Source organism: Pseudomonas sp. GW821-FHT05H12 (assembly GCF_059419385.1).
In genome coordinates this window covers 112,177-129,271 of record NZ_JBWKRS010000013.1, presented here as the reverse complement: position 1 = coordinate 129,271, position 17,095 = coordinate 112,177, and the positions used below count along the sequence as shown (strand labels likewise).

Genomic DNA, 17,095 nt, shown 5'->3' with positions numbered 1-17,095 from the left:
CCCCCCCCCCCCCCCCCCCCCCCCCCCCCCCCCCCCCCCCCCCCCCCCCCCCCCCCCAACCCGGCACCTACAAGGGTGCGTTTGGCGCAGAGATCAGGTTGGTCGGGGTCAGTTGCTGGCCCTGCCATTCGAACGCGACTGGCGCCAGCACCTGGTTGATTTGCGCATCGCGCCACAGTTCGGCCAGGGTTTTGCCCGCTTCCGGGTGGACGCGTTCCGGCGCCATCAACGACAACGGCCATAGCACGAAGGCGTTTTTCAGTATCTCGGCGCGGGGCAAAATCAGGCCATCGAAATTGCCCACCAGTTCGCCGTACAACAGCACGTCGATATCCAGCGGCAACCCCTTGCGGTCCGGCGCATAGCGGCCGTTGTCGGCCTCGATGAATTTCAACCGGCGATCCAGCTCCATCAACGGCAGGTCGGTATAGGCCGACACCACCAGATTGAAGAACGGCCCGCTCTTGATGCCCACCGGCTGGCTTTCAAACACCGCCGAACAGCGTACATCCTTCAAGAAGCTCGCCAACGCATCAAGGCCGGCGCAAAGGTGAGACTCACGCTCGATGTTGCTGCCAAGGCCAAGGTAAACCTGAGTTAGCGACATCCGCGCTCGATCTCCACGCCCACGCCTCTGGCAGCCGGAACGGCCCCCGGCTTGGTCAACTTGAGGTGCAGCCAGGGAATCTGGAATTCACTCATCAGCACTTCGGCCAGGCGTTCGGCGAAGGTTTCTACCAATTGGAACTGGGATTGCTCGGCAAAGGCCTGGATACGCGCGGACACGCTGGCGTAATCCAGGGCCAGGGTCAGGTCGTCACCGGCAGCGGCCGGGCGGTTGTCCCAGGCGAAACTCAGGTCCAGGCGCAGGCATTGCTTGATGCCGCGCTCCCAGTCGTAGGCCCCGATCACGGTGTCGACTTCCAGGCCTTCGATAAACACTCTGTCCAAGCACTCTTCTCCGCAGCACGACAAGGGCGCGATGCCCCGTTAGAATCAGGGCGTCCTCGCCCGGAATAGTTAGCATGTTTTGGTCACTGGCGATTCTCGCCTACCTGCTCGGCTCGCTGTCCTTCGCCATTTTGCTCAGCCGCTTGACGGGAAATCCCGACCCGCGAATGAGTGGCTCAGGCAATGCCGGCGCCACCAATATGTTGCGCCTGGCCGGCAAAAAGCTCGCGGTGCTGACCCTGCTCGGCGACCTGTGCAAGGGCTTGTTGCCCGTGCTGATCGCCCACCTCGCCAGCCTTACCCTGCAACAGCAAGCCTGGATTGGCGTGTGCGCCGTCCTGGGCCATCTGTTTCCGCTGTACTTCCGTTTTCGCGGCGGCAAAGGTGTTGCGACGGCGGCCGGCATGTTGCTGGGGATCTACCCACCTGCCGCGTTGCTGGCCGTGCTCGCCTGGCTGCTGACGTTCTACCTGACCCGCACCAGCTCACTTGCCGCGTTGATCGCAACGCCCCTGACCCTGCCGCTACTGGCCTGGCAGGAACCTGCGGCGCTGCTGCCGATGAGCGTGCTGACACTGCTGATCGTCTGGCGCCACCGGGGCAATTTACGCGACCTGTTTGCCGGGCGCGAACGGCATTTTTAAATACCGTCGATGAACCCGGCTCAGGCTGCCCCCTTACAACGGTGAAAGCTGCTCCATTGGCCAACGTGCCTGCACGCTGATCGCCAGGCTTTCATGCTGCCCGGCCTGCAGACGCTGGCAACCGGCGTAGGCGATCATCGCGCCGTTATCGGTGCAGAACTCGGGACGCGCGTAGAACACATCGCCTTTCATGTCGCCGAGCATTTTTTCCAACGAAGCACGCAGGGCTTTGTTGGCACTGACGCCGCCCGCGATCACCAGGCGCTTCATGCCCGCCTGCTTAAGAGCGCGCTTGCACTTGATGGTCAAAGTCTCCACCACGGCCTGCTGGAACGCCAGCGCGATGTCGCAACGGGCTTGCTCGCTGTCGTCCCCGGCGCTGACGCTCTGCTGCCAGGTGTTCAACGCAGAGGTTTTCAAACCACTGAAGCTGAACATCAGGCCCGGGCGATCGCACATCGGACGCGGGAAGGTATAGCGGCCGGCAACGCCTTTTTCGGCGAGTCGGGCGATTTCCGGGCCACCGGGATAATTGAGGCCCATCATCTTCGCGGTTTTGTCGAAGGCTTCGCCGGCTGCGTCATCCAGGGATTCACCCAAGAGGGTGTATTGGCCGATGCCATCCACCTGAACGAGCTGCGTATGGCCGCCGGAAACCAACAAAGCGACGAACGGGAACTCAGGCGGTGTTTTTTCCAGCATGGGCGCCAGTAAATGGCCTTCCATGTGGTGCACGCCGAGGGCCGGAATGCCCCAGGCAAACGCCAGGGCCTGGGCGCAAGACGCCCCAACCAGCAGGGCTCCGACCAATCCGGGGCCTGCGGTGTAGGCAATCGCGTCGATCTCGGTCGGCACGCAGCCGGCTTCATCCAGCACCTGGCGAATCAACGGCAGCATGCGCTTGACGTGATCACGGCTGGCCAGCTCCGGCACCACACCGCCGTAAGCGCGGTGGAGGTCGATCTGACTGAACAGTGCGTCGGCCAAGAGCCCGCGTTCACTGTCGTAAAGTGCGACACCGGTTTCGTCGCAGGAGGTTTCAAGTCCCAGTACTAGCATGGGTTTGCGCCTTGTAGAGGCTGAATTCGAAGGCGCGCATAATAGTCGCCACTCCCCCTCCCGACTAGCGGTTTTCGATCAGAGGCTTTGCATTCCGGGCAATGAGGGGTTAACATCCGCAACCCTTAAAAACCGACGACCTCAGCCGCGAATTTTTTGCGACGAGAACGTTGATCCCGGTAATGAAAGAAGGTAGCTCTGGATGCCAGCCGTCAAAGTTAAAGAGAACGAACCCTTCGACGTAGCTCTGCGTCGTTTCAAGCGCTCCTGCGAAAAAGCCGGTGTACTGGCTGAAGTTCGTAGCCGCGAATTTTACGAGAAGCCAACTTCTGAGCGTAAGCGTAAAGCAGCAGCCGCTGTTAAGCGTCACGCCAAGAAAGTTCAGCGCGAACAGCGCCGCGCCGTTCGTCTGTACTAATACACAGACGTTCGTAGCAAGCTTCTGCCAAGCCCGGCCCTCAGCCGGGCTAATGGCATTTGCGGATATCGCTTGATGCTTCACTGTTGACGCCGCACATGCGACCGAGACAACTGCTTCACACGTCAGGACTGGCTCTTTTGCCAGCGGTGCACGTCTCTTCTGACGAGCCTATCAAGGCTACTGACGAGCACACTTATTCTTCAAACAGACGATCAACTGTATCGACTGTGCCCGACGATGAGCTTCCGAGGCCACATTGGCCAAGACCGGACGCCGGGGCAACATTTCCATGCCAAAAACCTGATTGAAACTAACGTCAGTAAATGAACGGCAGATACACTTCCTGAATGCCCAAGCAGACAACTGATGATCGAGCCACGCAATACGCGCGCTTGAGCATTTGATGGGCCCTCATTGACACGCAGTGATGACGAGAACGCCATGGCCGGGCTGATTCCCCAGAGCTTTATTGACGACCTTCTGAACCGCACCGACATCGTCGATGTTGTCAGCTCGCGCGTGCAACTGAAAAAAGCCGGCAAGAACTACACCGCCTGCTGCCCGTTCCATAAAGAAAAGACCCCATCGTTCAGCGTCAGCCCCGACAAGCAGTTCTATTACTGCTTCGGCTGCGGCGCAGGCGGCAACGCCTTGGGCTTTCTCATGGACCACGACAACCTGGACTTCCCCCAGGCGATCGAGGACCTGGCAAAAGCCGCCGGCATGGAAGTCCCTCGCGAAGAAAGCGGGCGCGCGCACAAACCGCGCCAGCCCACCGATTCGCCGCTGTACCCGCTGCTGACCGCCGCTGCCGACTTCTACCGTCAGGCGCTTAAAAGCCATCCGCAGCGCAAGGCCGCCGTCGACTACCTCAAGGGGCGCGGCCTTACCGGTGAAATCGCCCGCGACTTTGGCCTGGGGTTCGCCCCGCCCGGCTGGGACAACCTGTACAAGCACTTGAGCAGCGACACCCTCCAGCAAAAAGCCATGATCGACGCCGGCTTGCTGGTGGAGAACGCCGAGACCGGCAAACGCTATGACCGCTTCCGCGACCGCGTGATGTTCCCGATCCGCGACAGCCGGGGCCGCATCATCGCCTTTGGTGGCCGAGTACTGGGGGACGACAAACCCAAGTACCTGAACTCCCCGGAAACGCCGGTGTTCCACAAAGGCCAGGAACTCTACGGCCTGTTCGAAGCGCGCAAGAACAATCGCAACCTCGACGAGATCATCGTGGTTGAAGGCTATATGGACGTGATCGCGCTCGCCCAACAGGGCTTGCGCAATGCCGTCGCCACGCTGGGTACCGCGACCAGCGAAGAACACATGAAACGCCTGTTTCGCGTGGTGCCCAGCGTGCTGTTCTGCTTCGACGGCGACCAGGCCGGCCGCAACGCTGCCTGGCGCGCCCTTGAGGCAACACTGTCGAGCCTGCAGGACGGGCGCCGCGCGCGCTTCCTGTTCCTGCCCGAAGGCGAAGACCCGGATACCCTGGTGCGCTCTGAAGGCACCGACGCGTTCCGTGCTCGTATCAATCAGCATGCACAACCGCTTGCGGACTATTTCTTCCAGCAACTGACCGAAGAAGCCGACCCGCGCTCCCTCGAAGGCAAGGCCCACATGGCCACCCTCGCGGCACCGCTGATCGACAAAGTCCCCGGCGCCAACCTGAAATCGCTGATGCGCATGCGCCTGCAGGAAATCACCGGGTTGAGCGGCGAAGCGGTCAGCCAGCTGGTGCACAGCGCACCACACGACGCACCGCCACCGGCCTACGACCCCGGCATGGATTACGATGCCATGCCGGACTATTCGGACTTCCACCAACCGCAGGAGGCCTACGCGCCCCAGCAGGAGTGGACACCGAAGAAGCCCGGCGCCGGCGGCAAGAAATGGGACAAGAAACCATGGAGCAAGAATGGCAAGCGCGGTGATCGCGATGAAGCGTACGCCCCGCGTACACCCGTTGCCGTAGAAGCACCTACACTGATCGCGCTGCGCACGCTCATCCATCACCCGCAACTGGCGGGCAAGGTTGAGAGCGCCGACCATTTCGCCAACGCGAGCAACACCTACGCCCAGGTACTGATCGCCTTGATCGAGGCGGTACAGAAAAATCCTAAGCTAAACTCAATCCAGTTGATGGCGCGCTGGCACGGCACCGAACAAGGCCGGCTGTTGAAAGCACTCGCGGAAAAGGAATGGCTAATTGACGGCGAAAACCTTGAACAACAGTTTTTAGACACCATTACTAGGTTATCCGCGGGTCAGCACACGCAGACCCTCGATGAACTCATCAAGAGAGCAAGGCAGCCGGGATTATCGGCTGAAGAGCAAATTCAGATAGCAAAACAGATGCGCGACCTCTTAAAACAGAATGTTTCCGCATCAAACCCGACCTCAGCTGGCGTGTGAGGTCATAGCTCGGGTATAATCCTCGGCTTGTTTTTTGCCCGCCAAGACCTTCAGTGGATAGGGTGTTATGTCCGGAAAAGCGCAACAGCAGTCTCGTATCAAAGAGTTGATCGTTCTCGGTCGTGAGCAGGGTTACCTGACTTACGCGGAGGTCAACGACCACCTGCCTGAGGATATTTCAGATCCAGAGCAGGTGGAAGACATCATCCGCATGATTAACGACATGGGGATCAACGTATTCGAAGCTGCGCCAGATAAGGATTCCCTTATGCTGGCTGACGCCGATACCGACGAAGCCGCCGCTGAAGAAGCTGCCGCCGCGTTGGCTGCGGTGGAGACCGATATCGGCCGTACGACTGACCCTGTGCGCATGTACATGCGTGAAATGGGTACGGTCGAGCTGCTGACTCGCGAAGGCGAAATCGAAATCGCCAAGCGTATCGAAGAGGGCATCCGTGAAGTGATGGGCGCAATCGCGCACTTCCCTGGCACGGTTGACCACATTCTCTCCGAGTACAACCGCGTGACCACCGAAGGTGGCCGCCTGTCCGACGTCCTGAGCGGTTACATCGACCCGGACGACGGCATTGCCCCGCCTGCCGCCGAAGTACCGCCGCCTGTCGATGCGAAAGCCGCGAAAGCTGACGACGATTCCGATGACGACGATGCTGAAGCCAGCAGCGACGATGAAGAAGAAGTTGAAAGCGGTCCGGACCCGATCATCGCGGCCCAGCGTTTTGGTGCGGTTTCCGATCAGATGGAAATCACCCGCAAGGCGTTGAAGAAGCATGGTCGCACCAACAAGCAGGCAATCGCCGAGCTGTTGGCGCTGGCTGAGCTGTTCATGCCGATCAAGCTGGTACCGAAGCAATTCGAAGGCCTGGTTGAGCGCGTTCGCAGCGCCCTTGAGCGTCTGCGTGCACAAGAGCGTGCGATCATGCAGCTCTGCGTCCGTGATGCGCGCATGCCGCGTGCCGACTTCCTGCGCCAGTTCCCGGGCAACGAAGTTGACGAAAGCTGGTCCGACGCGCTGGCCAAGGGCAAGGCGAAATACGCTGAAGCCATCGGCCGCCTGCAACCGGACATCATCCGTTGCCAGCAGAAGCTGACCGCGCTTGAGACCGAAACCGGTCTGACGATCGCCGAGATCAAGGACATCAACCGTCGCATGTCGATCGGTGAGGCCAAGGCCCGCCGCGCGAAGAAAGAGATGGTTGAAGCGAACTTGCGTCTGGTGATCTCCATCGCCAAGAAGTACACCAACCGTGGCCTGCAATTCCTCGACCTGATCCAGGAAGGCAACATCGGCTTGATGAAGGCTGTGGACAAGTTCGAATACCGTCGTGGCTACAAGTTCTCGACCTATGCCACCTGGTGGATCCGTCAGGCGATCACTCGCTCGATCGCCGACCAGGCCCGCACCATCCGTATTCCGGTGCACATGATCGAGACGATCAACAAGCTCAACCGTATTTCCCGGCAGATGTTGCAGGAAATGGGTCGCGAACCGACCCCGGAAGAGCTGGGCGAACGCATGGAAATGCCTGAGGATAAAATCCGCAAGGTATTGAAGATCGCTAAAGAGCCGATCTCCATGGAAACCCCGATCGGTGATGACGAAGACTCCCATCTGGGTGACTTCATCGAAGACTCGACCATGCAGTCGCCAATCGATGTTGCTACTGTTGAGAGCCTCAAAGAAGCGACTCGCGACGTACTGTCCGGCCTCACGGCCCGTGAAGCCAAGGTACTGCGCATGCGTTTCGGCATCGACATGAATACCGACCACACCCTTGAGGAAGTCGGTAAGCAGTTTGACGTGACCCGCGAGCGGATCCGTCAGATCGAAGCCAAAGCGCTGCGCAAGTTGCGCCACCCGACGCGAAGCGAGCACCTGCGCTCCTTCCTCGACGAGTGATACCAAAACCCCCGGCCCAGGCCGGGGGTTTTGTTTTGTATCGATAAAACCTTGCGCAACACCCCTCCCCCGTAATGCCCGTCTACACTCGAAACATTCCCCGTGCCATAACGAGACCGTTATGCCCAGATTGCCGACTGTGTTACTGCTGTCGCTGCTGACCTGGACCGCAACGGCTGGCGCGTTGACTCTTACTGATGATGAGCGTGGCTGGCTGGCGGACCATCAGGAGCTGCGCCTGGGCGTGGACGCGTCCTGGCCACCGTTCGAATACAAAGACGAAAATGGCCGCTACCAAGGCCTGGCGGCTGACTATGTGCGCTTGATACAGGACCGCCTGGGCGTACGGATCAAGCTGATCGAACCGGCAAACTGGACTGCCGTGCTGGAGCAGGCCAAAAGCAACCAGCTGGACCTGCTGCCCGGCATCATGTCCACCCCGGAGCGCCAGAGCTACCTGGCCTTTACGCGCCCGTACCTGGACTTCCCCATCGTCATCCTCGCCCATGAAGGCGGCGCGAAACCGCGCAGCCTCAAGGACCTGTACGGACTGAAGATTGCCGTGGTGGAGAATTATGCCCCCCACGAATTGCTGCGCACCCACCACCCCGACCTCAACCTGGTGGCCATGCCCAACGTCAGCTCCACCCTGCAAGCCCTGGCCACGGACGAAGTGGACGCGGTGGTGGGCGACCTGGCTTCCAGCGTCTGGAGCCTGCGCCAGCTGAAGCTCGACGGCCTGTACGTCAGCGGGGAGACGCCCTACCGCTATCAATTGGCGATGGGCGTACCAAGAGATGAAAAAATGCTGGTGGGTATTCTGGACAAGGTCCTCGCCGATCTCAGCTCGGATGAAACCGATGCCATCCAGCAACACTGGGTAGGCAGTTTCACGGACCACCGCACCTTCTGGGCCGACCTGCTGACATACGGCCTACCAGCCGTGTTGTTGCTGAGCACCGTGTTGGCCATCGTGATTCGGATCAATCGTCGGCTCAGCTCGGAGATTTCCCGCCGTGTGGCCCTTGAGCAAGAACTGCGCAGCAGCGAATACCACTATCGCGGCTTGGTGGAGAGCCTGTCCGCCATCGCCTGGGAAGCCAGCATCACTGATTTCACCTACAGCTACGTTTCACCCCACGCCGAGGAACTGCTGGGCTACCCCAGGGCGCACTGGCTGATTCCGGGCTTCTGGCGCAACATCATCCACCCCGCCGACCTGACGCGTGCCGAAGCCTACTGCTACCGCGAAACCCGCGCCAACCGCGACCACAGCCTGGATTATCGCGTCATAACCGCTGACGGCCGCTGCCTGTGGGTGCGGGACATTGTCAGCCTGATCGAGCACGGGCATGAGCCGGTACTGCGCGGCTTGATGATCGACATCAGCGAAGCCAAGCGCACCGAAGAAGCGCTGCAGCTGTCCGAGCAGAAATTCGCGTCGGTGTTCCAGCAATGCCCGGACATCCTGGTGATCGCACGGCTGTCGGATGGCTGCCTGCTGGAGGTCAACAAGGCCTTTGAAGACCAGATCGGCCTGAGCGCCGCCGATGTTGTCGGCAAAACTGCCACCGAGCTGAATATCTGGGGTATCCAGGGTGTCGGCCCCGACCTGCTGCAACGGGTGCAGACCACCAGCATCCGCAACCTGGAAATGCCCTTTTTACGCAGCAACGGCCAGGCCTTCATCGGGCTGATCTCGGCCGAACCGTTCCAACTCGACACCACCGAAGCCCTGGTGGTGGTGGTGCGCGACATCACCCAACTCAAGGAAACCCAGCAACAACTGCAAACCTCCGAAGAGAAATTTGCCAAAGCGTTCCATGCCTCACCCGATGGCTTGCTGCTCAGCCGTCAGCGCGACGGGCTGCTGATTGAAGTGAACGAAGGTTTCAGCCGTCTGACCGGGTTCACCAGCGCCACATCCCTGGACCAGTCCACGCTGGACCTGGGCATCTGGGTCGATCTCAACGAACGCAAGCACATGCTGGAGCTGATGCAACGCGATGGTTTCGTGCGCGACTTCATCTGCCATATCCGGCGCGCCGACGGCCTGATTCGCCTGTGCGAGCTGTCCAGTCGCCCACTGCCCATTGGCGATGAAGATTGCATGCTCACCATCGCCCGCGACATCACCGACCGTCAGCTGATGCAGGAAAAACTCCAGCAAGCCGCCACCGTGTTCGAGAGCACGGCCGAAGGCGTGTTGATCACCGACACCCGCCAGAATATCAGCGCCGTGAACCGCGCATTCACCGAAATCACCGGCTACAGCGAAGCCGAGGCCCTCGGCCACACCCCACGCCTGCTCGCTTCCGGCCTGCATGACAGCGCGTTCTACGCCGCGATGTGGCACCAGCTGACGGCCCAGGGGCATTGGCAGGGCGAGATCTCCAACCGTCGCAAGAACGGCGAGCTGTACCCCAGCTGGCTGACGATCAGTGCCGTGCGCAACCGTGACCAGTTGATCACGCACTTTGTGGCGGTATTCGCCGATATTTCCAGCCTCAAACTGGCTCAGGCCCGCCTTGACTATCAGGCCCACCATGACCCGCTGACCGGCCTGCCCAACCGCACGTTGTTCGAAAGCCGGTTGCAGGCCGCCCTCAATGGCCATCAGGAAACCGGCAAACAGGGCGCCGTGCTGTTCCTGGACCTGGACCGCTTCAAACACATCAACGACAGCCTCGGCCACCCCATCGGCGACCTGTTGCTCAAGGACATCGCCGTGCGCCTCAAGGAGCAACTGCGCGATATCGACACAGTGGCCCGCCTGGGCGGCGACGAATTCATCATCCTGCTGCCCGGCCTGCAACACGCCAGCGACGCCGAACACCTGGCCAATAAACTGCTGGCGTGCTTCACCCCACCGTTCCAGGCCGGCGAGCACGAGTTCTTTATCAGCGCCAGTATCGGCACCAGCCTTTACCCCCAGGACGGCACCGACGTCGCAACCCTGGTCAAGAACGCCGACGCGGCGATGTACCGCTCCAAGGCCAAGGGGCGCAATCGGGTCGAAAGCTACACCCGCGACCTCACCGCCCAGGCCAACGAGCGCGTGGCACTGGAACATGAACTGCGCCGTGCGATCGAGCGCGAGGAGCTGAGCCTCTACTACCAACCCAAACAGAGCCTGCTGACCGAGGAATTGATCGGCGCCGAAGCCCTGATCCGCTGGCATCACCCAACCTTTGGCGAAGTGCCACCCGAACATTTCATTGCCCTGGCCGAAGAGAACGGCATGATCCTGCAGATTGGCGACTGGGTGCTGGAGCAAGCCTGTCGCCAAATGTCCGCCTGGAGAGAGGCCTTCGATGATTTCGGCCCGCTGTCGGTCAACCTCGCTGGCGCACAACTGCGCCACCCCGGCCTGCTGGCACGCATCGAGCAATTACTGCGTGACTACCGCCTCGCCCCCGGCAACCTGCAGCTGGAAATAACCGAAAACTTCATCATGAGCCAGGCCGAGGAGGCTCTGGAGGTGCTGCACCAGCTCAAGCGCCTGGGTGTGCAACTGGCAATCGATGATTTTGGCACCGGCTATTCATCCCTCAGCTATCTCAAACGCCTGCCGCTGGACTTCCTGAAGATCGACCAATCCTTTGTCCGTGGCCTGCCCGACGACCCCCACGACGCCGCCATCGTGCGCGCCATCATCGCCCTGGGCCACAGCATGCAATTCACCATCATCGCCGAAGGCGTGGAGAACCCCGCGCAACAAGCCTTCCTGGCCGCCGAAGGCTGCGAACAAATGCAAGGCTACATCGTCAGCCTGCCCCTGCCCCCCGAACTTTTCGCCGCTACCTTTCTTCGTATGAACCTTGAGGATTTTTCGGATAGCACAGCGGAGAAACCATCGCTATAATCCGCGACCTGTTACAGGGCCTATAGCTCAGTTGGTCAGAGCAGAGGACTCATAATCCTTTGGTCCACGGTTCAAGTCCGTGTGGGCCCACCAAACAAGAAAGCCGCGCAATGCGCGGCTTTTGTGTGTCTGGAAGGCTGTAATATACCGCCCCATTGCCGCCCGCACTGGAGCCCTCCCCTTGCCCGTCCTCGATGAGATCGACCGCCAACTGATCGCCGCCCTGCAGATCAACGCCCGCGAAAGCGTCGCCATGCTTGCCCGGCAGTTGGGTATCGCACGCACAACGGTGACGTCGCGCCTGGCGCGGCTGGAGAAGACCCAGGTGATCACCGGATACGGCGTGCGCCTGGGCCAACGAGTGGTCGACGGTGGTTTGCAGGCGTATGTGGGCATTACGGTGCAGGCGCGTTCGGGCAAGGAAGTGCTGCGCAAGCTCAGTGCCATGGCCCAAGTGCAGCAACTGTGCGCGGTGAGTGGCGAGTTCGATTATGTGGCGTGGCTGCGCACCGACTCGCCCGAACAGCTGGATCAACTGCTGGACCAGATCGGCAGTGTCGACGGCGTGGAGAAAACCACCACGTCGATCATCCTCAGTAACAAATTGGATCGCGGGCAGCCAATCTGACCACCACCTTCGTCACTCTGACTAAAAACAATTCATTACGACGACACTTTGCGTCTTATTAACGAGCGCAACGCTCCCTAAACTGGCTGCCATCTTTTCCTATACTCAGCGGGACGTGCCCCGCCGAGTTGCCAGCCAGGTTTGCCATGAACGAACTCAACAAGAACAATCGCCACCCTGCAGACGGTAAGAAACCCATCACCATCTTCGGCCCGGATTTCCCATTTGCCTTTGATGACTGGATCGAACACCCGGCCGGCCTGGGCAGTATCCCCACCGCCAACCACGGTGCCGAAGTGGCGATCGTCGGTGCGGGCATTGCAGGCCTTGTGGCCGCCTACGAGTTGATGAAGCTGGGCCTCAAGCCGGTGGTGTACGAGGCCTCGAAGATGGGCGGCCGCTTGCGCTCCCAGGCCTTCGAAGGCGCCGAAGGCATCATCGCCGAGCTGGGCGGCATGCGCTTCCCAGTGTCGTCCACCGCGTTCTACCACTATGTGGATAAGCTGGGTCTGGAGACCAAGCCCTTCCCCAACCCGCTGACCCCCGCCTCTGGCAGCACAGTAATCGACCTCGAAGGCCAGACCCACTACGCGCAAAAACTCTCCGACCTGCCCGTGCTGTTTCAGGAAGTGGCCGACGCCTGGGCCGATGCCCTGGAAGCCGGCTCGCAGTTCGGTGATATCCAACAAGCCATCCGTGACCGCGACGTACCGCGTCTAAAAGAACTGTGGAACAAGCTGGTGCCGCTGTGGGACGACCGCACCTTCTACGACTTCGTCGCCACCTCCAAGGCGTTCGCCAAGCTCTCGTTTGCGCACCGCGAAGTGTTTGGCCAGGTGGGTTTCGGCACCGGTGGCTGGGACTCGGACTTCCCCAACTCCATGCTGGAAATCTTCCGCGTGGTGATGACCAACTGCGACGACCACCAGCACCTCGTCGTCGGCGGCGTCGCGCAGGTGCCCATGGGCATCTGGCGCCATGTACCCGAGCGTTGCGCCCACTGGCCGGCCGGCACCAGCCTGAGTTCGCTGCACCGCGGTGCGCCGCGCGCCGGGGTGAAACGCATTGCCCACGCCCCGGATGGCCGGTTTGCGGTGACCGACAACTACGGCGACACCCGCGAATACGCGGCCGTGCTGACCACCTGCCAAAGCTGGCTGCTGACCACCCAGATCGAATGCGATGAAACCCTGTTCTCGCAAAAAATGTGGATGGCCCTGGACCGTACGCGCTACATGCAATCATCGAAGACCTTCGTGATGGTCGACCGTCCGTTCTGGAAAGACAAAGACCCGGAAACCGGTCGCGACCTGATGAGCATGACCCTCACCGATCGCCTCACCCGTGGCACTTACTTGTTCGACAACGGCGACGACAAGCCGGGCGTCATCTGCCTGTCGTACTCGTGGATGAGCGATGCGCTGAAAATGTTGCCGCAACCCATCGACAAACGCGTGAAGCTGGCCCTGGATGCGTTGAAAAAGATCTACCCGAAGGTCGACATCAAGGCACGCATCATCGGCGACCCGATCACCGTGTCCTGGGAGGCTGACCCGCACTTCCTCGGCGCCTTCAAAGGCGCCCTGCCGGGCCACTATCGCTACAACCAGCGCATGTATGCGCACTTCATGCAGAAGGACATGCCCGCCGAACAGCGTGGGATCTTTATCGCCGGCGATGACGTCTCCTGGACGCCTGCGTGGGTGGAAGGCGCGGTGCAGACCTCGCTGAACGCCGTGTGGGGCATCATGACCCACTTCGGCGGCAGCACTCACGCCGAGAACCCGGGGCCTGGGGATGTGTTCGACGAAATCGGGCCAATCGCCCTGGCCGACTGAGGAACTGAACATGCGTGTTGCCTTGTACCAATGCCCGCCGCTGCCACTGGACGTCGCTGGCAACCTCACGCGCCTGCACCAACTGGCGCATGAGGCCTCTGGCGCCGATGTACTGGTGCTGCCGGAGATGTTCCTCAGCGGCTACAACATCGGCGCAGAAGCGGTGGGCGCCCTGGCCGAGGCGCAGGATGGGCCGTCGGCGCAGGCCATTGCCGAGCTGGCCAAAAGCGCCGGGCTGGCGATTCTCTACGGTTACCCGGAGCGGGCCGAAGACGGACAGATCTACAACGCCGTGCAACTGATCGACGCCCAGGGCCAGCGCCTGTGCAACTACCGCAAGACGCACCTGTTCGGTGACCTGGACCACTCGATGTTCAGTGCAGGCGACGATGACTTCCCGCTGGTCGAGCTCAACGGCTGGAAGCTCGGTTTCTTGATCTGCTACGACCTGGAGTTCCCGGAAAACACCCGGCGCCTGGCCCTGGCTGGTGCCGAGCTGATCCTGGTGCCCACCGCCAACATGGTGCCCTTCGACTTTGTCGCCGATGTCACCGTGCGGGCGCGAGCCTTTGAGAACCAATGTTATGTGGCCTACGCCAACTATTGTGGGCACGAAGGTGAGATCCAGTACTGCGGGCAAAGCAGCATCGCCGCGCCGAACGGCCAACGCATCGCCCAGGCGGGACTGGATGAAGCCTTGATCGTTGGCACCCTGGAGCGCCAATCGATCCTCGATGCCCGCGCCGCTAACCACTACCTGCAAGACCGTCGCCCCGAACTCTACGGCGCGCTGCACAAACCCTGAACCAGCCGGTTTGTTAACATGGGCACTTCCAACGTTTCGGAAGTGCCCATGCCCGCGCCGGCCCACCCTCATCACCTTCACCTGACCCTGGCCAACGGCCTGCGGGTTTCCCTGCGTCATGCGCCGCGCTTGAAGCGTTGCGCTGCTGTTCTACAGGTGGCTGCCGGCAGCCATGACGTGCCCCTGGCGTGGCCGGGGCTGGCGCATTTTCTTGAGCATCTGTTGTTTCTGGAGACTGAGCGTTTTCCCGCGGGCGAAGGGCTGATGGCCTACGTGCAACGCCATGGAGGCCAGGTCAACGCCAGCACGCGCGAGCGCACCACGGATTTCTTCTTTGAACTGCCAGAGCCGACATTTACCGGTGGCCTGGACCGGCTGGCGCACATGCTGGCCCAGCCGCGCCTGGCAGTGGACGATCAGTTGCGCGAACGCGAGGTGTTGCACGCGGAGTGTGTCGCCTGGAGCCAGGATGCCAAGGCACAGCAGCAAGTGGCTTTGCTTGAAGGCTTGGCGGCGGACCACCCGCTACGAGGGTTTCACGCAGGTAACCGCGACAGCCTGCCGGTTGAGCGTGAGGCTTTTCAGCAGGCGTTGCGGGAATTCCATACCCACTTCTATCAAAGCGGGCAGATGACGCTGAGCCTGGCCGGGCCACAGTCGCTGCAAACACTCCAAGCCCTGGCACAGCAGTTCAGCGAGCAACTGCCCTCCGGCAACCGGCAACCGCAGGCCAATCCGCCTGCCCTGATGCCCGGGCCAACCCCCAGCTATCAGCACCTGGCCGGCGATCATCTGCATCAGGTCATCACCGGTAATGCGCCCCGTGAGGCCCTGGATTTTCTCTGCACCTGGCTCAACGCTTCGGCGCCGGGCGGGCTGCTGGACGAACTGAAAACACGCCAGTTGGCTACGGCAGTGCAGGCCAGCGTGCTGTATCACTTCGCGGGACAAGCCGTGGTGGATATCGACATTACGCTCAGCCCCGACGGCGCATCACCGACCCAGATCGAGGCATTGCTGCACGACTGGCTGAGCTTCTTCGCACACAGCGATTGGACGGCGCTGCAGGAGGAGTTCACCCTGCTGGCCGCTCGCCAACAACAGGTCCATGGCGCCCTGGCATTGGCGCGAAACCATCAGGAAGCCCTGTCACAACAGAGCCTCGCGGGCCTCAAGGCCCTGCTGGACTCGCTGCCGCTCAAGCCCGCCGAACACGCCTGGCAATTGCCACCTCCCAACCCCTTTCTGCGAGCGCCGGAGAAAGAAGAACGTGCGGGTCTGATCCGTGGCCAAACCAGCGCCCACCGTGGCTTACGCACCTTTGCACAGGATCGCTCCCGTGGTCGGCGTGAGGTGTCGGCGCTGGCATTCAGCCAGGCGTTAGCGGACGACGGTGATGAAAGCGCGCTGTACGTGCAATGGCAGGGTGCTCCCGCTGGTATGGAAGGCACATTGCAGCCTCTGCGTGAGAACGCACGCCAGGCCGGCGTGGAATTGTCCTTCGAAACGCTAGGCAATGACTGGCTGGTGAAGATGGTCGGGCTGCACGAACCCATGCCGGCCGTCTTGGAGGCGTTGGCGCAAAGCCTGAACCAGGCTCACGAGGTACCTCCAGCCACCACGCCCATGATTGCCATCCGCGAATTACTCAAGGCGCTGCCGGCTTGTTGCACCGTCCGCCCCCTGGACAGCGAGGCATCGTGGACCACTGCTCGCTGGCAGGCCCTGGGGCTGGGTTTTCCCGCCTCGGTTGAGGCGGCAATCAAAACGGCGGCGGCGCGCCTGCCCGGCCAGCCGGCCAACCTCGAGCACGTGCCTGTGGCGCTGGGCGGGCTTCATCTGTGGCATGAGGTGAAGACCGGCGGCAGCGAAGCCGCACTGTTGCTGTTCTGCCCAGCGCCGAGCCAAGCCCTGGCCGATGAGGCCGCGTGGCGACTGCTCGGCCATCTGCTCCAAGGGCCGTTCTACCAGCGCCTGCGGGTCGAACTGCAAATCGGCTACGCCGTGTTCAGCGGCATCCGACAGATCAACGGCCAAACCGGCCTGCTGTTTGGCGTGCAATCCCCTGACGTGGCGCTGGAGGGCATCATCGATCACCTGCAAACCTTCCTCCAGCAGGTGCCGGCGGTGATCGACAACACTCCAGATCTGGGTCATCAGGCCTTGGCACAGCAATTCTCACCACAGACGCTGCCGATTGCCCAAGCTGCCGAGCTGATCTGGCAGGCACGGCTGGCCGGCCATTCGTCGGGATACCTTGAGCAACTGCAACAACAGATCCAAACCTGCACGCGCGATAACCTGCAACACGCCGCACGCCAACTGAACGAGGCTGCAGGCGGCTGGCGCTGTGTCGCCAACGGCCCGCGACCGGCAGATACCTGGCGACTAGCAGACTGATCATTGCCGTCTCTGCAACAGGCTTTTTCCGCCGAGACAGCGCTAACTCAGCAAGAATTGGGTAACATTCCTACGCAATATCTGAACATCTCCGACTGGAGGTGGACTATATGTATTACTTAGTAGTGAACGTCCCATCCCTTGGTAGGAG

Annotated in this window: 12 protein-coding genes and 1 tRNA gene; 10 read left to right on the top strand and 3 right to left on the bottom strand. The window is 61.2% G+C overall.

Translation table 11 applies throughout. The annotated features are described in order from the left end of the window. Positions 1–67 precede the first annotated feature (67 nt). Positions 68–607, bottom strand: coding sequence for a 2-amino-4-hydroxy-6-hydroxymethyldihydropteridine diphosphokinase (gene folK, locus AC07SU_RS13990; protein WP_494997340.1), 540 nt, complete (start codon positions 605–607; stop codon positions 68–70). After that, positions 598–951, bottom strand: coding sequence for a dihydroneopterin aldolase (gene folB / locus AC07SU_RS13985; RefSeq protein ID WP_176996618.1), 354 nt, complete (start codon positions 949–951; stop codon positions 598–600). The genes folK and folB overlap by 10 nt, the downstream gene beginning before the upstream one ends. A 74-nt stretch (positions 952–1,025) precedes the next feature. On the opposite strand from folB, the gene plsY reads away from it, so the two are divergent. Beyond that, entirely contained in the window at positions 1,026–1,595 is a 570-nt protein-coding gene (gene plsY / locus AC07SU_RS13980) for a glycerol-3-phosphate 1-O-acyltransferase PlsY (protein WP_494997339.1), read from the top strand. A gap of 33 nt (positions 1,596–1,628) precedes the next feature. Here plsY and tsaD read toward each other — a convergent pair whose 3' ends face one another. Further along, positions 1,629–2,654 (bottom strand): tRNA (adenosine(37)-N6)-threonylcarbamoyltransferase complex transferase subunit TsaD, encoded by a 1,026-nt coding sequence (gene tsaD / locus AC07SU_RS13975; RefSeq protein WP_105698159.1) that lies wholly within the window; start codon positions 2,652–2,654, stop codon positions 1,629–1,631. 202 nt (positions 2,655–2,856) lie between these two features. Between tsaD and rpsU the strand changes: the two genes are divergently transcribed. The 9 genes from rpsU (at position 2,857) to pqqF (ending at position 16,944) form a co-directional block, all read left to right on the top strand. Further along, the gene (gene rpsU / locus AC07SU_RS13970) at positions 2,857–3,072 is read left to right on the top strand and encodes a 30S ribosomal protein S21 (RefSeq protein ID WP_002551877.1); all 216 of its coding nucleotides are present in this window, start codon (positions 2,857–2,859) and stop codon (positions 3,070–3,072) included. Between the two features lie 444 nt (positions 3,073–3,516). Continuing rightward, positions 3,517–5,490, top strand: coding sequence for a DNA primase (dnaG, locus tag AC07SU_RS13965; RefSeq protein WP_494997365.1), 1,974 nt, complete (start codon positions 3,517–3,519; stop codon positions 5,488–5,490). A 67-nt stretch (positions 5,491–5,557) separates the two neighbouring features. Next, complete coding sequence (gene rpoD, locus AC07SU_RS13960; protein ID WP_176996620.1) at positions 5,558–7,408, top strand: RNA polymerase sigma factor RpoD; 1,851 nt, start codon at positions 5,558–5,560, stop codon at positions 7,406–7,408. Positions 7,409–7,529: 121 nt separating this feature from the next. Beyond that, positions 7,530–11,273: an EAL domain-containing protein gene (locus tag AC07SU_RS13955; protein ID WP_494997338.1), complete on the top strand. Its 3,744-nt coding sequence runs from the start codon at positions 7,530–7,532 to the stop codon at positions 11,271–11,273. A 16-nt stretch (positions 11,274–11,289) separates the two neighbouring features. After that, positions 11,290–11,366, top strand: a tRNA-Ile gene (locus AC07SU_RS13950). Between the two features lie 88 nt (positions 11,367–11,454). Next, a complete protein-coding gene (locus AC07SU_RS13945; protein ID WP_065904662.1) occupies positions 11,455–11,901 on the top strand; it encodes an Lrp/AsnC family transcriptional regulator in 447 nt (148 codons plus the stop codon). Between the two features lie 146 nt (positions 11,902–12,047). Then, the gene (locus AC07SU_RS13940) at positions 12,048–13,739 is read left to right on the top strand and encodes a flavin monoamine oxidase family protein (RefSeq protein WP_494997337.1); all 1,692 of its coding nucleotides are present in this window, start codon (positions 12,048–12,050) and stop codon (positions 13,737–13,739) included. Between the two features lie 10 nt (positions 13,740–13,749). Further along, entirely contained in the window at positions 13,750–14,544 is a 795-nt protein-coding gene (locus AC07SU_RS13935) for a carbon-nitrogen hydrolase family protein (protein WP_176996624.1), read from the top strand. A gap of 48 nt (positions 14,545–14,592) precedes the next feature. Beyond that, positions 14,593–16,944, top strand: a complete 2,352-nt coding sequence (gene pqqF / locus AC07SU_RS13930; protein WP_494997364.1) for a pyrroloquinoline quinone biosynthesis protein PqqF — start codon at positions 14,593–14,595, stop codon at positions 16,942–16,944. Positions 16,945–17,095 lie beyond the last annotated feature (151 nt).